Origin of the sequence: Streptomyces sp. RG80, from assembly GCF_040446465.1 — a bacterium.
GTDB lineage: Bacteria > Actinomycetota > Actinomycetes > Streptomycetales > Streptomycetaceae > Streptomyces.
This window is the reverse complement of the sequence record NZ_JBEAAJ010000014.1, coordinates 177,487-195,608: the sequence shown is the minus strand read 5'-3', so window position 1 is coordinate 195,608 and position 18,122 is coordinate 177,487. Positions and strand designations below refer to the sequence as shown.

Genomic DNA, 18,122 nt, shown 5'->3' with positions numbered 1-18,122 from the left:
AGGACGGAGATCGCGGAGCCTCGGAAAAACCGCTTGCGCAGTTGATCAACGGGATCCCACCATGGGCCCCATGACGTATGGAAAGGAGGCCCAGCGCTTCCACGGTGAGCGCTGATGGCCACACACGAGGCGTCCTCGACGCCGTCCCCACAGCCCCAGAACCCGCCGGCGCCCCTGACGCCCGCCTGGTTGAGGGCCCACTTCGACTCCTTGCCGTTCCCGGCCCGCAGCGGCGCCCTTGCGCGCTACGCCCGCACCCTCGCGCCCGGCGCCTACGAGACGCTCCACCGCACCCTCGACCACGGCGATGCCGCCGACCGGCACACCGCGTTGTTCCTGGCCGTCGTCCGCCGCGACCTGGAACGGGTGGCGGCGGCCCTCGCGGACCCGCTGCTGGGACGCCGGGCCCGCGCGGCGGCCATCCGGCTGCCCGTACCCGAACCGGCCCTGGAACGCCTGGCCCTGAGTGACATCAGGGCCGTACGCCACGACACCTATCGACTGCTCAGACTGAGCCGCCGTACGGCACTGGCGGCCAGGCTGCTGCCGCAGGTCCACGAACGCCACGGCGGCCGGGAAGCGGCCGCGCTGCTACCCGCCTGCCCTCCCGAGACCGTGACCGACTGGCTGCCCCGCGTCGAACCGGCACCCGGCATCCTCAACTCCCTGGCCCGCACCGCCCCCTACGCCGTCGCCACCTACCTGACCGCCCAATACGCGCACTGGCCGCAGCAGTTCGCCCGCCGCCACCGTGCCGTCGCGTCGCTGGCCGCCCGGCGTGACCCTCGCGCCGCGCTGCTGCTGCTGGACCGCACTCCACTGCTGCTCACTCCGGCGGCCGTCCTCTCCGCCCTCTCCCGACCGGCCGAAGCGCTGGCCGTACTGCGCACACCGCACCCCGGTCCCGGCGGCCGCGGTCGGGCACGCCTCGTTCCCGCCGGGCCGCTGCCGCCCTCACTGCGCCGCACACTCCTCGCCCTGCCCCCGCGGGACCTGTTGGAACTCGCCGAACACTGCACCTGTGCCGGACGTCGCTCCCCTGCCGAGGGCCGCACCGAGATCATCCCGGACACCCTGCTCGCTCTCCTTCCACCCGCCGAGCGGCGACGTGTCGTGGAGAAGCACACCAGCGGCATGCCACGGCCCGTCCCGGCGCTGCTGAGCGAGTTGGCCGCCCTCGAAGCCGCCGACCGGGCGGATCTCGTCCGCCCCCTGGCGGCGGGCAGCGAACGCCGCCCGTGGGGCCTGGCCCGATCGGCCCGAGCCCTGCCGCTCGCCGAGGGCGAGCCGCTGCTGAGGACGCTCGCGGACAACCACCGGGTACAGCACCGGTCCCTGGCCTGGCCCGCCCTGCTGGTCTGCGCCGAACTCGAGGGCGACCCCGAACAGTTCGCCCGCATCGCCACCGACTGCGAACGAGCCTGGCACGACCAGGACGCCGTGCGCCGCCCCGCCCTGGAACAACTCGCGGGCACCTCCAAGCAGTTGCTCGACGCCATACCCGAACGCGTTCTGCGCGACGCCGTCCTGACCACCGTCCAGTCACGCGACTCCACGGCCGGCACCGTCCGGGCCGCGCGACGGCTGCTGTTCCGCGTCGTCGAGCGTGCGGCGGCATCCGGGGCGACGGGCCGTGCGGCCAATGCGGCCGGACTGCTCGGCGAACTCGCCACGGCACCGGGACAGACCGAGGCGCTGCCTCCGTTGTACGTCGACGAGCCGACCGCCCGCGCCATCTGGACGGCGACCGCACCGACGGCACTGCGCCGACCCGAGGTGGGCACCGCCGTCGCCGAACTCCTCGCACGGCACCTCACCACGCTGCCCGAACTCGACGCAGAGACCCGCAGGCTCGCCGTCGAGTGCGACGACCCGCACCTCGCGGCACGTGCCGCGGCGGTCTGGGTCGCGCCGCCACGGCTGCGCGAGCGACGCTGCGCCGAACTGGTCGCCCTGGACCCGACCTTCGCCACCGTCCCCGTCGTCCTGCGCACCCTCGCCACCCGCCGCACCGATCTCCTCGACCTCGTCCGGGCCGCCGCGCGAGAGGCGTTCACCGGCCGGCTGCGGGCCGGCCGCACCCCTTGGGCACCGCGGCTCGCCCCCGGCGTCACCGGACGATGGCTGCCCGCCCAACGGGACGCCTGGGAGGAGCACCACGCGCGCGTGGCCCTCGACGAGTCGGCTCCACTGCGCGTACGAGCCGATGCCGCGCAGGCGTTGAGGGACCCCGAACGGCTGACGGCGCTGGCGGAGCACGCACCGCAGCCGGTCGCGGCGGCGGCCCTCAGGGCCCTCGGTGAGGCCCCGGACCGCGATGCCGTAGCCCTCCTGCTGCGGCACGCGGGCACCGGCGGCGTGCGCGGCCGCGCCGCGATGGCTTCCGTACGGCGACTGATCGCGCGCCGGCCGGACGACGACGCGGTACCTCTGCTGGCGCCCGTGGTGTGTGCCGCCGACAGCCCCGTGGGCGCCCGCAAGGAGGCCGTAAGGGCCCTGGCCGACCTCGACCGGCGGACGCCTTCCAAGCCCTCCTCGCGGCCTGGGACACGCCACTCCAGCACCAGGACGTCCGCGCCGTCCTCGCGCGTGCCCTGCTGCCCGCGATCGACCACCCGGAAGTCGCCGACCGTCTGCGGGAGGCGGCCCACGAGAGTGCCGCGCGCGTCGGCATCGTCCAGGCGCGCGGCCGCCTCGGGGACACGATTCCGAGGGAGCCGTACATCGCCTTGCTGGTACGGCTGCTACGGACGGGCGACGACGACACCGCGGCCGCCGTGTGCGAGGTGCTGCCGACCTGGCTGACCCCGGGCGAGACCCACGGGGTCCAGGCGCTCGCCGACGCCCTCGTCGCCCCGGCCCGCCCGACCAAGGTGTGGGACGCGGCGGCACGCCGGCTCGTCCAACTGCTGCCCGGGTCCGTGACCGGGCCGGTGCTCCGCGGCGCCTTCGACACCCTGGCCGACCGGACCCGCGATCCACGCACGCGTGGCGACGCGCTGCGGCGGCTGCACATGTGCGCCGAGTACTCCGATCAGGGCGCCGGCGAAGGGCCGTCGACCGCCCTGGACGCACTGGCCGACACGCTGGAGACCGTACGGCTCCACGCCGACGCCGCGCGCGTGAGCTGGCACACCGCCATGGCGGCCGTACGCGACGGCGAACACGACGCGCCCCGGTGGGAGCGAGTCGCGCGGCAGTGCGAGGCGGGGGCGGGGCGGCCGCCGACGCGGCACTCGGTGCCGAGCGATCTGCACCGGCCCGAGGTGCGCGCCGCCCTGCTCGCCGCCGCCCGGATGCTCCGCGCCCGAGGCGGCGCGGTGACCGGCCGGCTCGCACTGGACCTGGTCCGCGCGGGCGGCCGGGCGACGTCCTGGGACGAACCCTGGCGCGCCGAACTCGACGCGCTGCGAGCCCACCAGGACGCGGACACCGCCGTGAACGCCCTCATGGTGGACCCGGACGGCGACGGCCGGAGATGACCGGACCCAGGTGACGACCAGTCACGGACATGACCTGGCCCGGGCGACGACCTGTTTGAGGTGATGCCCCGGTTCACGTGACTCCCCGGTTCACGTGATGCCTGCCCCGGTTCACGTGATGCCCCGGTTCAGGCGATGCCCGGTTTCAGCTGGGGCGCACGGCCATCTTGTCGAGCGCTTCCAGCAACCCCGGCAGCTCCGGGCCGCGGCCGACCGGCAGCACCTCACCGGGCTCGTCGTCGAGCAGCACGAAGGCGATGTCGTCGGTCCTGGCCACCAGCGACCAACCGGGCCCGTCGGCGCGCAGGGTGCGGGCGTCGCCCGGTGCGAAGGACGAGCGGACCCGGCCCAGCGGCGGCGGTGTCTCCACGTACCCGCGGGCCTCCGCGAGGACGCGCCGGATGCCGTTGTGGCCCCGAGGAGTGCCCTCGACGGCCTTCTCGGCGGTCTCGTCCGGGTCCGGCACCGGGAAGTCGGCGTCGTCGATCTGCTCGCGCCACACCGCCCACTGCAGGGCGATCTCGTCGGCCCCCAGCCGTCGTTGAGCCGGCCCCCAGACGCTGGTGTCGGGCGGCGTCAGCGCCGGACCGTCCGCCTCCTGCGGATCGGGGTCGTGCGGCGCGGGCACGCCCGGAGCCGCCACGGCGACGGCGAGGGGCCAGCCCGGCAGGCCGGCGACGACCGAACGCTCGTCGGGCGACAGGTCGTACTCCATGCCGCAGTCCCAGGACGCGATCGCGACGGCCACCAGCGAGACGTCGTCGACGACGACCGTCCAGCGGGAGCCGTCGCCGTCCTGACCGAGCACCAGACCGTATCCGTCGGCGAGCGGCGCGAGACCGAGCGCCGCACAGGCCTCCGGATAGTCGTCGCCCAGCACGCTCGGGAACTTCGCCGGCGTCAGCAGTACCGCCGTGAGCACATAGAGCGCGTCGTCCACGGCGGCGACGGTGTCCTCGTCCGTCCCGGCCATCCCAGCCTCCCCATCGGTATGTCCAACGGCGCGCACCCTAGTGTGCGCGGAAGGCGCTTGTCACGGCTCCCAAGCACACCCGGAGCAGCGGTTTTCCGGCCGGACGGGGCGAAACGACCACGGATGAGGCGTCGGTCAGGCGGCCGGCAGCCCCAGGAGGGCACGGGCCACGGTCTGCGGCGACTCGTCGCGCTCCCGCGCGAGCGCGATGACCGCCCGGCACGCCAGCTCGCTCACCCCGAACGACAGCGCCTCGGGCGACACCCAGCCCACCGCCTCGTCGATCTGGTCCTGGTCGTCCTCCGCACACGCCGAGACGTAGACCGCGGCGGCCTCGAACAGGTTGTGCGTGCGCTTGTCGCGGCCGTCGTCCCCGTCCGCGCGCGCCGTGCTGAAGAGTCTCGCGAAGGACTTGCGGATCCTGTCCCACATGCTGACCACCTTCCCCCTGCGTGGTTGGCTGACCGACCGTTCATCTACCCCTGTTCAACGTAGAGTTGGAGCTTCGGCGGCAGAAGGGGGAGAGCGCGGTGAAGCGCTTCGAGCGGCTCGAACAGATACGGCGGATGGACCCGTACGAGAACGCCTCGGAGATCTACCGGCTCTCGGCGGCCTACGAGTTCCCCTGGGACTTCACCCGAGCCCTGGAGCTGGCCCTTTACCGAACCTACGCGGTGCCCGCCATCGGAGGGCTGCTCGCCGAGACCGCCGAGCTCACGGACCGCGCGCAGAAACGATACGACGACACCTCGTTGCTCCTCGACGCCATCGTGGAGCACGGCTTCGGCAGCGACCAGGGCCGCACCGCGATCCGCCGCATCAACCAGATGCACGGCAGCTACGACATCGGCAACGACGACATGCGCTACGTCCTGTGCACGTTCGTGGTGATGCCCAGGCGGTGGATAGACGCCTACGCGTGGCGCAGGATGTCGCGCCACGAGATCGTGGCCTCCGCCGTCCACTACCGCACTCTGGGGCGCCACATGGGCATCCAGGGCATTCCCGCCACCTACGAGGAGTTCGAGGCCTGCCTCGACGCCTACGAGGAGGAGAACTTCGCCTGGGACGAGGGTGCGCGGCGGGTCTCGGACGCCACGCTCGATCTGATGGCGTTCTGGTATCCGCGCCCGCTGGCCCCCCTCCTGCGCGCCTCGACACTCGCCCTGCTCGACGAATCGTTGCTGCGCGCCTTCCGCTACCCGCCTCCGGGTCCCGCCACGCGCGCGTGGGTGCGTCGTGCCGTACGGATGCGCGGACGCGCGGTCCGGCTGCTGCCGCCGCGCCGCGCGCCGCACTTCGCCCGGCAGAACTGGGAGATCAAGGGCTATCCGAACGGCTACCGGCTGGACGAGCTGGGCACCCGGCCGGTGCCGGGGGTGCGCGGGTGCCCCATGCGGCACCTGGACGGATCAGCCGTCGAGTGACGCGAGGGTGTCCCGCAGCCAGGTGAGTTCGGCCCGGGAGGTGGCGCGCGCGATCGTCAGGATCCCGCGCCGGAACGGATCGTGGAGCTCCTCGGCGCGCAACGGCCGGTCGCCCTCGTAGAAGAAGCTCGCCGGTTCCTCCAGGAACGCCAGCCTGCGTCGCAGCACGGCCGCCTGCGCGGGGGCGTCGTCCAGGTGCCTCAGGAACGCGAGCAGCGTGAACCAGCGGTTCTCGTCGGTGATGTCGCGCGGTACGGGTTCGGCGAGCCGGCGGCGCAGATCGCGTCGCCCGTCCTCGGTGAGGGTCAGGACGTGGCGGGGCGCGGCGACGGCGCCCGGCTCCGTCGCGCGCTCCAGCAGGCCTGACTTCTCCAGGCGCTTGATCGCCGGATAGAGGGTGCTCTCGGCGACGGGCTTCACGTGCCCGGTGAGCGCCGTGATGCGTTTGCGCAGCTCGTAGCCGTGCAGGGGGGCGTCGTACAGGAAACCGAGGATGGCGAGCTCCAGCATGCCCGCATTCTGCCGTACGCACGGTGGTACATCGCCCGATCTATACATCGGCTTCTCTATACCTCGTAACCGATGTATCTTCTGTGGCGACGGCAGGGCGACGACGTTCGAAGGAGTGCGCGATGAGGCAGGCCGAGTTCGACGGCAAGGGGAGCTGCATCCGCTGGACGGAGGTGCCCGGCGAGGAGCCCGCGCGCGTGTATGTGCACGGGCTCGGATCGGTCTCGTCCGTGTACCACGCCCACATCGCGGCCCGGCCCGAACTCGCGGGCCGGCGGAGTCTGTTCGTGGACCTGCCAGGACACGGCATCAGTGACCGGCCCGAGCACTTCGGTTACACACTGGAGGACCATGCGGGCGCCCTGGCGGCGGCGCTGGACGCGGCCGGTGTCACGGGCGCCGAGCTGATCGCGCACAGCATGGGCGGCGCCGTCGCGCTGGTCCTCGCCCACCGGCGGCCCGATCTCGTCTCCCGCCTGGTGCTCACGGAGGCCAACCTGGACGCGTTCCCGCCGCCCGCCGCGGGCAGCAGCGGCATCGCCTCCCACAGTGAGGACGCCTTCGTCGACGGTGGCCACGCGCGCGTGCTGGAGCAGGTCGGGCCCCTGTGGGCGGCGACGATGCGACTGGCCGATCCGCGCGCCCTGCACCGCTCGGCCGTCGGGCTGCGGCGTGGCTCCGATCCCGTCATGCGCACGATCCTCGAAGGCCTCGCCGTCGAGCGGGTGTACCTCCAGGGCGAGTCGAGCGGTGAACTCGCGGGCAGGGGCGCCCTGGAGGCCGCGGGCGTGCGCGTGGTGATCGTGCCCGGCGCCGGTCACAACGTCATGTTCGACAACCCCGACGCCTTCGTGGCGGCGGTCGCCGGACAGGGCTGAGGGGTCAGGCCTCCCGTACGGCCAGCGCCAGGAACCGGGCGTCCTCGTCGACGTACGACGTCATACGCCACCCCGAACCGGCCAGCAGGGGCCGGAGGTTGGGCTCCGCTCGCAGGTCGTCCGGGGTGATCCGGCGGCCCTGACGGGCCGCGAGCGCCGCCCTGCCGATCGGGTGGAACAGGGCCAGCGTGCCGCCCGGGCGCACCACGCGCGCCAACTCCCGCAGATTCTCGGCCGGATCGGGCAGATGGGAGATCAGCCCCGCCCCGAACACGGCGTCCAGCGACCGCGCGCGCAGCGGCAGCGCCGACACGTCGGCCAGCAGCAACTGCCCGTCCCGGTCCCGTCCGGCCCGTACGGCGGCCTGGAGCATGGCGGGGGTCAGATCGGCACCGAGGACCACTCCCGAGGCTCCCACGGCGGCCCGCAGGGGCGGCAGGGCCCGTCCGGTGCCGCAGCCGGCGTCGAGCACACGGTCGCCCTCACGCAGCCCGAGGTCGGCCACCGCGGCGGCGTAGGCGGGACCGTCGTCGGGGAAACGGGCGTCCCAGCCGGCGGCCCGGGCGCCGAAGAACTCCTGGACATGTGTGTGGTCGTCGCTCATGTTCCGCATGATCCCTCACCGACAAGGATGATGCTCCTGCGCACACGTTCGAGCGGGATGCGATCGTTCAGCTGCACCTCTGCGTCATATTCCAACACCTTTCGAAATGCGCCCCCTTTGTGCGCCCATGCCCCGACTAGCGTCCCGGAGCCATGGGACACCTGGACCACGCAGCCCTCGGCTGGCTGACCCCCGTGCTGTCGTACGTGATGGCCTGCATCGGCGCCGCACTCGGGCTGCGCTGCACCGTCCGCGCGCTCGGCGCCACGGGACGTTCGCGCCGCAACTGGCTCATCACCGCCGCCTCCGCGATCGGAACCGGCATCTGGACCATGCACTTCGTGGCCATGCTCGGCTTCAGCGTCAGCGGCACCGACATCCGCTACGACGTGCCGCTCACCATCGTGAGCCTGCTCGTCGCCATGCTCGTCGTCTGCGCCGGCGTCTTCGCCGTCGGCTACAGCAAGGACCGGGCCCGAGCGCTCTTCCTCGGCGGACTCACCACCGGACTCGGCGTGGCGAGCATGCACTACCTGGGCATGGCCGCCGTACGGCTGCACGGCGAGGTCGACTACGACCCGGTCCTCGTCGGACTGTCCGTACTGATCGCCGTCGTCGCCGCGACGGCCGCGCTGTGGGCCGCGCTCAACATCAAGTCGCCCGTCGCCGTCACCGTCGCCTCGCTCATCATGGGCGCCGCGGTGAGCAGCATGCACTACACCGGGATGTTCTCGGTGAGCGTGCGCGTCAGCCCCTCCGGCGCGGCCCTGCCCGGGGCCACGGCGATGCAGTTCATCTTCCCCCTCGCCGTCGGCCTCGGGTCCTATCTGTTCCTGACCTCCGCCTTCGTCGCCCTGTCGCCGACGACGGGGGAGCGCGCGGCGTCCGCCTCGGCCCAGCGGCCGGTCGAGAGCGTCACCCATTGAGGGATCCGCCGGCCCGCCGGGCCCGCCCACCGACCACTTCCGAGGCAGGAGGCCATGCGTACACTCCGTAGGACCCCCACGAACGGCGCCGAGGCGTCGGCTCCGCCCCTCGCCCGCGGCCGCCGCGCGCACGCCGGACCACCGGCCGACGAACGCCCGGACGAGCCGGTGGGCGCCGTACCGGACGAGACGCCCACGCGCGCGGGACGGTGGCTGATACGCCCGCGCACCGTACGCGCCAAGATCGTCTGCCTGCTGATGGTGCCGGTCGTCTCGCTGCTGGCCCTGTGGGCGTACGCCACCGTCAGCACCGCCCAGGACGTCTCCCGGCTACGGCAGTTGCAGCGGGTGGACTCCGAGATCCGCTCGCCGGTCGCGGCCGCCGTCGCGGCACTCCAGGCCGAACGCGCGGCCGCGGTGCGCTACGCGACCGACCCGGCCGGCAGTCGTGGCGGCGATCTCAGGACGCTCGCGGAGCGCACGGACAAGGCACTGGAGAAGCTGCGGCTCGGCGACGACAACACCGTCGCCGACGGCGAGGAACTGCCCGCCGGAGTGGCCCGGCGCCTGGAGACCTTCGTCGTCGGCGCCGAACAACTGCGCTCCCTGCGGACCGCGGTACTAGACCGCCGCGCTGGCTGGGACGAGACGTACGGGCGCTACACCCGCACCATCGCGACCGCCTTCGGCGTGGGCGGCGCGCTCACCGGCATCCAGGACGCCGAACTCGGCTCCGACGCACGCGTGCTGCTCGAGTTCTCCCGCGCGGGCGAGGCGTTGGCCCAGGAGGACGTCCTGCTGGCGGGTGCCCGCCTCGCCGGCCGTCTGGAGGGCGAGCGACTGCGGCTGTTCACCGGTGCCGTCGACACCCGCCGCGCGCTCACCGACTCGGCCGTCGCGGATCTGCGCGGCCCCGAACGCGCCGCCTGGCAGGACCTCGCCGCCGGCGGCGACTACAGCGCGCTCGGCACCGTCGAGGACAAGGTCCTCTCCAGCCGTGCGGGCGCGTCGGCGATCGCCGCGGCCCCCGAGGCGACCTGGAGCAAGGCGCACACGCGCGTGCAGAACGGCATGCGGACCATCGAGGAGGACGCGGGACGCGGAGTCGGCGACCGGGCGGACCCGTTCACGCGCGGGCTGCTCACCCCGGCCGGTGCCGCCGTCCTGCTCGGCCTCGCCGCCGTCGCCGCCTCGCTCGTCATCTCCGTACGTATCGGACGCGGCCTGGTCATCGAGCTGGAGGGGCTGCGCAACAGCGCTCTGGAGATCGCCCGGCGCAAACTCCCCGAGGCCATGCGGAAACTGCGGGCTGGCGAGGAGATCGACGTCCAGGCGGAGGCGCCCCCCGGACCGCCCTCCGAGGACGAGACCGGGCAGGTCGCCGAGGCCCTCGGCACCGTGCACCGCGCCGCGCTGCGCGCCGCCGTGGAACGCGCCGAGCTCGCCAGCGGCATCTCCGGCGTCTTCGTCAACCTGGCCCGCCGCAGCCAGGTCCTCGTCCACCGCCAACTGAGCCTCCTGGACAGCATGGAACGCCGCTCCGAGGACCCGGGCGAACTGAGCGACCTCTTCCGGCTCGACCACCTCACCACCCGCATGCGGCGCCACGCGGAGAGCCTGATCATCCTCTCCGGAGCCGCGCCCGGACGGGCCTGGCGCATGCCGGTCTCCCTGACCAACGTGGTCCGCGCCGCCGTCTCCGAAGTCGAGGACTACGCGCGCGTGGAGGTACGCCAGCTGCCCGAGGCGGCCGTGGTCGGCGGAGCCGTCGCCGACCTCACCCACCTCCTGGCCGAGATCGTCGAGAACGCCGCGCAGTTCTCACCCCCGCACACACGCGTGCGTGTCACCGGCGAACCCGTCGGCAACGGCTACGCGATCGAGGTCGAGGACCGGGGACTGGGCATGGGCAAGGAAACCCTCGCCGAGGCCAACCACCGCATCGAACAGTCCGAGGCACTCGACCTGTTCGACAGCGACCGGCTCGGACTGTTCGTGGTGAGCAGGCTCGCGGCCCGGCACGGCATCAAGGTCAATCTGCGCACCTCGCCCTACGGCGGCACCACCGCCGTCGTCCTGCTGCCCACCGCGCTGCTGCACAGCGGATCGGAGGAACGTTCCCCTCGCAGGACGGCGGAGCACGAACGCGAGTACGCGCGCGTGCCCGGCCCCGCCCGGGCGCAGGAGTCCGTGCACGCGCCGGCGGACCGGCCCGCGCTGGTGGCACCCGCGCCCGCCCCCGCACCGGTCGCCGCGGAGAGCCGGGCGGAGGCGGCCGCCGACACCCCACCCCCCGGAGTCACCACCTTGCGACTGCACCGGCCCCCGGACGACTCCGAGGAATCGGACGACCTCCCGCGCCGCGTCCGGCAGGCGAACCTCGCCCCCCAGCTGCGCGAGTCGCGCGCCGAGGAACCGCAACCGCAGCCCGACCCGCGGCGCGAGGACCGGCGCACCCCCGAGCTCGTTCGGGACCGGATGGCGGCCTACCGCGACGGCTGGGCACGCGGCGGCGGCCGTCGGCCCGGCCGCGGTGCCGGCCCGGATTCCCCCGCGGTCAGCGACAGCAGCGAAGGAGACCTCGCATGATCCAGGACCCCGGCATGAGGGACGGCGTGGGGGTCCCCCCGCGCGAGCGGAACCGAGAGTGGGGAAGGTCCGGCGAACTCGACTGGCTGCTGGACGACCTGGTGCTGCGCGTCAGCGAGGTACGGCACGCCGTGGTGCTGTCCAACGACGGCCTCGCCGTGGGCTCGTCGAGCGACCTGCGCCGTGAGGACGCGGAGCACCTGGCCGCGGTGGCCTCCGGCTTTCACAGCCTGGCCAAGGGCGCCGGCCGTCACTTCGGAGCGGGCGGTGTGCGCCAGACCATGGTCGAGATGGACGACGGCTTCCTCTTCGTGGCCGCCGCCGGCGACGGATCCTGCCTCGCCCTCCTCACCGCCGTGACCGCCGACATCGGCCTGGTGGCCTACGAGATGGCGCGGCTGGTCAAACGCGTCGGCGAGCACCTGTACACGGCGCCGCGCGTCGCCGCGCGGCCTCCCGCCGGATGAGACGAGAGGGCGGTCCACGCTCATGACGGAGGACATGACGGGCGCCCCGCGAGAGCCGGGCAGCCAGTGGTACGACGGTGAGGCCGGGCCCCTCGTCCGCCCGTACGCCATGACGGGCGGACGCACCAAACCCGGGCCCACCGGGGTGCGGTTCGACCTCATCGCCCTCGTCACCCTGGCCGCGGCCGCGCCCGGCGTCGACGACGACACCGCGCTCGGTCCGGAACACCGGACCCTGATCGAACTGTGCCGCATCGAGACACAGTCGGTGGCCGAACTCGCCGCGGACGCCGATCTCCCGGTCGGCGTCGTCAGGGTGCTCCTCGGCGACCTCCTGGAACTCGGCTGCGTCACCGTCAGCCGCCCGGTACCACCCGCGCAGCTTCCTGATGAACGGATTCTGCGTGAGGTGATCGAAGGACTGCGAGCGCTGTAGATGAAACTTCGTAATCGAACGCACGCGAATCGGTCACATTGGGCAGATAGTGGTCCAACCCCTCGAAGGGGTGCCGCAGTTGTCATCATGCTGACTTCGCACACTTGCGTCGCCGACCGTGGTCGGTACTCCCGAGAGAAGTGATCGATGGTCTCCGAGCACTCCGATGCCGAAGGCGGCGAGCAGGCCGCGCTGGCGTTGAAGATCCTGGTCGCCGGCGGGTTCGGCGTGGGCAAGACCACCCTGGTGGGCGCGGTCAGTGAGATCAGGCCGCTGCGCACCGAGGAACTCCTCAGCGAGGCAGGTCAGTTGGTGGACGACACCGACGGCGTGGACCAGAAGGTCACGACCACGGTCGCCATGGACTTCGGCCGCATCACCATCCGTTCCGGCCTCTCCCTCTACCTCTTCGGTACCCCCGGCCAGGACCGCTTCTGGTTCCTGTGGGACGAGCTGTCCCAGGGTGCCCTCGGGGCCGTGGTCCTGGCGGACACCCGGCGGCTGGAGGACTGCTTCCCCGCGGTCGACTACTTCGAGCACCGGCACATCCCGTTCGTCGTGGCCGTCAACTGCTTCACCGGCGCCCGCACCTACGGCTCCGCCGATGTCTCCCGCGCCCTCGACCTCGACCGCGGCACCCCGGTGGTGCTCTGCGACGCCCGCGACCGCGACTCGGGCAAGGAGGTGCTGATCCGGCTCGTGGAGTACGCGGGGCGGATGCACACCGCCCGGCTGCTGGACTCGGTGGGCTGACCGGGCCTCTCGAGCAAAGGTTCGGCCATCTTCCACGGCATGGCCCGTCCTCCTTGCCCGGGCCCCGGCCGTCGGGAAGGGTGGCCGGGAGATCCTCCGGCCAGGGGGAGACGTCACACGGGGAGACGGAAACATGGCGCAGAACCAGGGACTTGGCTGGCTGCTGGACGATCTGACAGAGCGTGTCGACCATGTGCGACACGCGCTGGTCCTGTCCAACGACGGGCTGGTGGCGGGCGCGAGCACGGGACTGCGCCGCGAGGACGCGGAGCACCTCGCCGCCGTCTCGTCCGGACTGCACAGCCTGGCCAAGGGATCCGGACGCCACTTCGGAGCCGGCCAAGTGCGCCAGACGATGGTCGAGTTCGACGACGCGGTGCTGTTCGTCACTGCGGCCGGCACCGGCAGCTGTCTGTGCGTGCTCAGCGGCGCGGAGGCCGACATCGGGCAGATCGCCTACGAGATGACGCTCCTCGTCAATCGTGTGGGCGAGCACCTCACCGTGGACGCCCGGCAGCCCGAGCGCAGTTCGTCCCGGGACCTCTGACCTCTGCCTGTTGACCGCAACCGCCCCTGACCTGCCGATTCCCATCCCCCCGCGGAGTTATCCACAGGCTCATCGCGAGATCCGCCGGACCGGCTACGGTTTTTTCACGGCGAACGCACACAGCGTGAGCGACCGACTCCACGGGGGAGTACACCCATGTCAGGCAGCACCATCACCAAGCCCCGACCCCTCGCCTACGCGCCGAGCCGCGCCACCCGGGAACTGGGGCTCAAGCGAAGCGAGTTCGACCTGGCCGTTCATCTCGGCCTGATCCGGACCGTCCCCGACGAAGGAGGCGGGGGCCGTCGGGTCACCCGCAGCGAGCTCGACCGGCTGCACGCGGAGGACGGCTTCCCCGACTCCCTCCAACGGCGCGTACGGGTCGTGGGGACCGCCGAGGGCGCGGCCGTCATGGACGTGCCGGTCAGCAGGTTCACCCGCCTGGCACGACTGGGCGTGGTGGCGCCGGCCCGCTTTTACCTGAACCGCTACCGGGCCGTGGTCTGGCTGTATCTGGCCGAGGAACTGGAGCGGTTCGCGGCCGACGAGGCGAACGCCGCCCTCTTGAATGCCCGTCGTACACCGGAGGGGATGCGTGGCCTGCTGGACGCGGGGGTGGACCTGCGGGCCCGCAACTGGCGCGCCCGGCACCGGGAGTTCCTGCTGCGAACCGCCGACGGACCGTGGGAGAGCGCCGGGGCCCTGGCGGCCTTCCTCGATCCCATGCAGATCTCCGAGGTCGTCCCCGACCCCTATGAGCGCTCACATGTGATGCGCTTCCGGCCGGGACCGCCGTCGCAGGGCGCCCAGGGTTCGCCGGCCGCCTACCTCGCCGAGCGCATCATGACTGCGGACGACCCGGACGAGATCGACCGGCTGCGGGCCGACCTGACCCGGGTCCTGGCGGACGCCCGCAGGCTACGGCCGGCACCGCGACCCACGGCGGAGCGGACGCCTCCCGCGCCCGCGCCGGAGCCACGCCCGACCGCGCCGGAGGCACCGTCCCGCGGGCTGCTCGGCTGGCTGCGCCGCAAAAGCGCCTGACCGGCCGAGGCCGCACGTGACTCAGAGCGCCCGGAACAGCCCTTCCTGGACGACGGACACCAACAGGCGTCCCTCCACGTCGTAGATCCGTCCCCGGGCCAGCCCCCGCCCACCCGTCGCGATCGGCGACTCCTGGTCGTACAGGAACCACTCGTCCGCGCGGAACGGCCGGTGGAACCACATGGCGTGGTCCAGCGAAGCGATGTCGAAGCTCCGTGGCCCCCACAGGGGCTCGACCGGGATGCGTACGGCGTCCAGGAGGGTCATGTCGCTGGCGTACGTCAGCGCGCAGGTGTGCACGACCGGGTCGTCACCGAGCGGCCCGACCGCGCGCATCCACACCGCGCTGCGCGGCTCGGCGCCCTTGACCTCCTCGGGCGTCCAGCGCAACCGGTCCACGTAACGGATGTCGAAGGGCTGGCGGCGCGCCATCCGCTCCAACTGCTCGGGCAGCGCGCCCAGATGCTCCCGGATCTCGTCCGTCACCGACGGCAGCGACTCCGGGTCCGGGACCTCGCGGGCCGGCGGCAGCTGATGCTCGAAGGAACCTTCCTCAGGCTTGTGAAAGGAGGCGGTGAGATTGAAGATCGTGCGGCCCTGCTGCACGGCGGTGACCCGGCGGGTCGTGAAGGACCTGCCGTCCCGTACCCGCTCGACCTGGTACACGATCGGCACGCCCGGCCGCCCCGGGCGCAGGAAGTACGCGTGCAGCGAGTGCACCGGGCGGTCGCCCTCGGTGGTGCGGTTGGCGGCGACCAGCGCCTGTCCCGCCACCTGGCCGCCGAAGACCCGCTGGAGGGACTCGTGCGGGCTGCGGCCGCGGAAGATGTTGACCTCGATCTGCTCCAGGTCGAGCAGGTCGACCAGTCTCTCGGCCGGGTTCGTCATGGGTGGGTCTCTCCTGTGCTCACAGCTGGCCGACGTCGGTGACACGGACGATCGCGCGCCCTTCCGCGTCGGAGGCCGTCAGGTCGACCTCCGCGCTGATGCCCCAGTCGTGGTCGTCGTTCGGGTCGTCGAAGATCTGGCGGACGCGCCACAGGCGGTTCTCCGGCTCCTCCTCGATCAGGAGCAGCTTGGGGCCGCGGGCGTCGGGACCGGTGCCGAGGTCCTCGTACTCGTCCCAGTACTTGTCCATCGCCTCGCCCCAGGCGTCCGCGTCCCAGCCGGACTCGGCGTCCATCTCGCCGAGCTCCTCGACCTGGTCCAGCGCGGCGAGCTCGACCCGGCGGAACATGGCGTTGCGGACGAGGACCCGGAAGGCGCGCGCGTTGGTGGTGACCGGCTTGACCTCGTCGGCCTTCTCCTGGGCCTCCTCGGCGGTCATCTCCTCCGGGTTGGCGAGCTGCTCCCACTCGTCCAGCAGACTGGAGTCGACCTGGCGCACCATCTCGCCGAGCCACTCGATGAGGTCCTGGAGGTCCTCGGACTTGAGGTCGTCCGGGATGTTGTGGTCGAGCGTCTTGTAGGCGCTGGCGAGGTAGCGCAGCACGATGCCCTCGGTGCGGGCGAGCTCGTAGAACGACACCAACTCCGTGAAGGACATCGCCCGTTCGTACATGTCACGGATGACGGACTTCGGGGACAGCGGATGGTCGCCGACCCAGGGGTGGCTCTTGCGGTACGTGTTGTACGCGTGGAAGAGCAGCTCCTCCAGGGGCTTGGGGTAGCTGATGTCCTGGAGCCGCTCCATGCGCTCCTCGTACTCGACGCCGTCCGCCTTCATCGCGGCCACGGCCTCGCCCTTCGCCTTGTTCAGCTGGGCGACGAGGATCTGCCGCGGATCGTCCAGCGTCGACTCGACGACGGAGACCATGTCCAGGGCGTAGGACGGCGATTCGGGGTCGAGGAGTTCGAACGCGGCCAGCGCGAAGGTGGACAGCGGCTGGTTGAGCGCGAAGTCCTGCTGGAGGTCCACGGTGAGGCGGACGATGCGACCACTGGCGTCGGGCTCGTCGAGCTTCTCGACGATGCCGCCGTCCAGCAGCGAGCGGTAGATGGCGATCGCCCGTCGAATGTGCTTGAGCTGCTGCTTGCGCGGCTCGTGGTTGTCCTCCAGCAGGTGCCGCATCGCGTCGAAGGCGTTGCCGGGACGGGCGATCACCGACAGCAGCATCGTGTGCGTGACCCGGAAGCGGGACGTCAGCGGCTCGGGGTCGGAGGCGATGAGCTTGTCGAAGGTGTTCTCCGTCCAGGCGACGAAGCCCTCCGGAGCCTTCTTGCGGACCACCTTGCGGCGCTTCTTCGGGTCGTCGCCCGCCTTGGCGAGGGCCTTCTCGTTCTCGACCACATGCTCGGGCGCCTGCGCCACGACGAAGCCGGCCGTGTCGAAGCCGGCCCGCCCGGCGCGACCGGCGATCTGGTGGAACTCACGGTTGCGCAGCGTGCGGACCCGGTTGCCGTCGTACTTGGTGAGCGCCGTGAACAGCACTGTGCGGATGGGGACGTTGACACCCACACCGAGCGTGTCCGTGCCGCAGATCACCTTCAGCAGACCGGCCTGCGCGAGCTTCTCCACCAGCCGGCGGTACTTGGGCAGCATGCCGGCGTGGTGGACGCCGATGCCGTGCCGTACGTAACGGGACAGGTTCCGGCCGAACTTGGTGGTGAAGCGGAAGTTGCCGATCAGCTCGGCGATCTGCTCCTTCTCCTCCTTCGAGCACATGTTGATGCTCATCAGCGCCTGCGCCCGCTCCACGGCCTGCGCCTGGGTGAAGTGCACGATGTAGACCGGGGCCTGCCGGGTGTCCAGCAGCTCGGTGAGCGTCTCGGTGAGCGGGGTGAACTTGTACTCGTAGGAGAGCGGCACCGGGCGGGTCGCAGAGCGGACCACCGCCGTCGGGCGGCCGGTGCGCCGGGTGAGGTCGGTCTCGAACATCGAGACGTCGCCCAGCGTGGCCGACATCAGGATGAACTGCGCCTGCGGCAGCTCCAGGATCGGGATCTGCCAGGCCCAGCCGCGGTCGCCCTCCGCGTAGAAGTGGAACTCGTCCATCACGACCTGGCCGACGTCCGCCTGTTTGCCGTCGCGCAGCGCGATCGACGCGAGCACCTCGGCGGTGCAGCAGATGACGGGGGCGTCGGAGTTGACGGAGGCGTCGCCGGTCAGCATGCCGACGTTCTCGGTGCCGAAGATCTTGCACAGCTCGAAGAACTTCTCCGAGACCAGGGCCTTGATCGGAGCGGTGTAGAAGGTGACCTCGTCGCGGGCCAGCGCGGCGAAGTGCGCGGCCGCCGCGATCATGCTCTTGCCCGAGCCGGTGGGCGTCGACACGATCACGTTCGCGCCGGAGACCACCTCGATCAGCGCCTCCTCCTGGTGGGGGTAGAGCGTGAGCCCACGCTCCCCGGCCCACGACTCGAAGGCTTCGTAGAGGGCGTCGGGGTCTGCGGTCTGCGGCAGCTGATCGATGAGGGTCACCACCCCATCTTGCCTGCCCATCGGCCCCACAGGGGAATCGGATGCGGCAGCGAAGATCACGAGCA

At 72.0% G+C, this 18,122-nt stretch carries 17 protein-coding genes; 11 read left to right on the top strand and 6 right to left on the bottom strand.

The annotated features are described in order from the left end of the window. The first annotated feature begins 114 nt into the window (after positions 1-114). A complete protein-coding gene (locus ABKA17_RS40365) occupies positions 115-2,805 on the top strand; it encodes a thioesterase domain-containing protein (RefSeq protein ID WP_353697386.1) in 2,691 nt (896 codons plus the stop codon). After that, positions 2,730-3,482, top strand: a complete 753-nt coding sequence (locus ABKA17_RS40360) for a hypothetical protein (protein WP_353697385.1) — start codon at positions 2,730-2,732, stop codon at positions 3,480-3,482. The genes ABKA17_RS40365 and ABKA17_RS40360 overlap by 76 nt, the downstream gene beginning before the upstream one ends. A 145-nt stretch (positions 3,483-3,627) precedes the next feature. Here the strand turns inward: ABKA17_RS40360 and ABKA17_RS40355 are convergent, their stop codons facing one another. Together ABKA17_RS40355 and ABKA17_RS40350 are read right to left on the bottom strand one after the other, a co-directional pair. Next, complete coding sequence (locus ABKA17_RS40355) at positions 3,628-4,455, bottom strand: hypothetical protein (protein WP_353697384.1); 828 nt, start codon at positions 4,453-4,455, stop codon at positions 3,628-3,630. 135 nt (positions 4,456-4,590) lie between these two features. Next, a complete protein-coding gene (locus tag ABKA17_RS40350) occupies positions 4,591-4,887 on the bottom strand; it encodes a hypothetical protein (RefSeq protein WP_353697383.1) in 297 nt (98 codons plus the stop codon). Between the two features lie 98 nt (positions 4,888-4,985). Between ABKA17_RS40350 and ABKA17_RS40345 the strand changes: the two genes are divergently transcribed. Continuing rightward, on the top strand, positions 4,986-5,882 hold the full coding sequence (locus ABKA17_RS40345) for an oxygenase MpaB family protein (RefSeq protein ID WP_353697382.1): 897 nt from the start codon (positions 4,986-4,988) through the stop codon (positions 5,880-5,882). On the opposite strand, the gene ABKA17_RS40340 is transcribed toward ABKA17_RS40345, so the two are convergent. Further along, positions 5,868-6,392, bottom strand: coding sequence for a PadR family transcriptional regulator (locus ABKA17_RS40340; protein WP_353697381.1), 525 nt, complete (start codon positions 6,390-6,392; stop codon positions 5,868-5,870). The two genes, ABKA17_RS40345 and ABKA17_RS40340, sit on opposite strands and share 15 nt — an antisense overlap. 122 nt (positions 6,393-6,514) lie before the next feature. On the opposite strand from ABKA17_RS40340, the gene ABKA17_RS40335 reads away from it, so the two are divergent. Further along, on the top strand, positions 6,515-7,270 hold the full coding sequence (locus ABKA17_RS40335; RefSeq protein ID WP_353697380.1) for an alpha/beta fold hydrolase: 756 nt from the start codon (positions 6,515-6,517) through the stop codon (positions 7,268-7,270). A gap of 4 nt (positions 7,271-7,274) precedes the next feature. Here ABKA17_RS40335 and ABKA17_RS40330 read toward each other — a convergent pair whose 3' ends face one another. Next, positions 7,275-7,874 carry a class I SAM-dependent methyltransferase gene (locus ABKA17_RS40330; protein ID WP_353697379.1) on the bottom strand — a complete coding sequence of 200 codons (600 nt, stop codon included), beginning with the start codon at positions 7,872-7,874 and terminating at the stop codon, positions 7,275-7,277. A 152-nt stretch (positions 7,875-8,026) separates the two neighbouring features. Here ABKA17_RS40330 and ABKA17_RS40325 point away from each other — a divergent pair, with 152 nt between their 5' ends. The 7 genes from ABKA17_RS40325 to ABKA17_RS40295 all read left to right on the top strand — a co-directional run bounded on the left by ABKA17_RS40325 (position 8,027) and on the right by ABKA17_RS40295 (position 14,636). Then, positions 8,027-8,800 carry an MHYT domain-containing protein gene (locus tag ABKA17_RS40325; RefSeq protein ID WP_353697378.1) on the top strand — a complete coding sequence of 258 codons (774 nt, stop codon included), beginning with the start codon at positions 8,027-8,029 and terminating at the stop codon, positions 8,798-8,800. Between the two features lie 54 nt (positions 8,801-8,854). Next, positions 8,855-11,389: a sensor histidine kinase gene (locus ABKA17_RS40320; RefSeq protein ID WP_353697377.1), complete on the top strand. Its 2,535-nt coding sequence runs from the start codon at positions 8,855-8,857 to the stop codon at positions 11,387-11,389. Then, positions 11,386-11,856: a roadblock/LC7 domain-containing protein gene (locus ABKA17_RS40315; RefSeq protein WP_502994524.1), complete on the top strand. Its 471-nt coding sequence runs from the start codon at positions 11,386-11,388 to the stop codon at positions 11,854-11,856. The genes ABKA17_RS40320 and ABKA17_RS40315 overlap by 4 nt, the downstream gene beginning before the upstream one ends. Positions 11,857-11,878: 22 nt before the next feature. Beyond that, positions 11,879-12,292, top strand: a complete 414-nt coding sequence (locus ABKA17_RS40310; RefSeq protein ID WP_353697376.1) for a DUF742 domain-containing protein — start codon at positions 11,879-11,881, stop codon at positions 12,290-12,292. Between the two features lie 147 nt (positions 12,293-12,439). Beyond that, a complete protein-coding gene (locus ABKA17_RS40305) occupies positions 12,440-13,045 on the top strand; it encodes a GTP-binding protein (protein WP_353697375.1) in 606 nt (201 codons plus the stop codon). A gap of 133 nt (positions 13,046-13,178) precedes the next feature. Then, a complete protein-coding gene (locus tag ABKA17_RS40300) occupies positions 13,179-13,592 on the top strand; it encodes a roadblock/LC7 domain-containing protein (RefSeq protein WP_353697374.1) in 414 nt (137 codons plus the stop codon). Between the two features lie 156 nt (positions 13,593-13,748). After that, entirely contained in the window at positions 13,749-14,636 is an 888-nt protein-coding gene (locus ABKA17_RS40295; RefSeq protein WP_353697373.1) for a DUF6397 family protein, read from the top strand. 21 nt (positions 14,637-14,657) lie between these two features. Here ABKA17_RS40295 and ABKA17_RS40290 read toward each other — a convergent pair whose 3' ends face one another. Both ABKA17_RS40290 and ABKA17_RS40285 read right to left on the bottom strand, forming a co-directional pair. Continuing rightward, positions 14,658-15,524 carry an acyl-CoA thioesterase gene (locus ABKA17_RS40290; RefSeq protein ID WP_353697372.1) on the bottom strand — a complete coding sequence of 289 codons (867 nt, stop codon included), beginning with the start codon at positions 15,522-15,524 and terminating at the stop codon, positions 14,658-14,660. A 19-nt stretch (positions 15,525-15,543) separates the two neighbouring features. After that, a complete protein-coding gene (locus tag ABKA17_RS40285) occupies positions 15,544-18,057 on the bottom strand; it encodes a DEAD/DEAH box helicase (protein ID WP_353697371.1) in 2,514 nt (837 codons plus the stop codon). Positions 18,058-18,122: the final 65 nt, after the last annotated feature.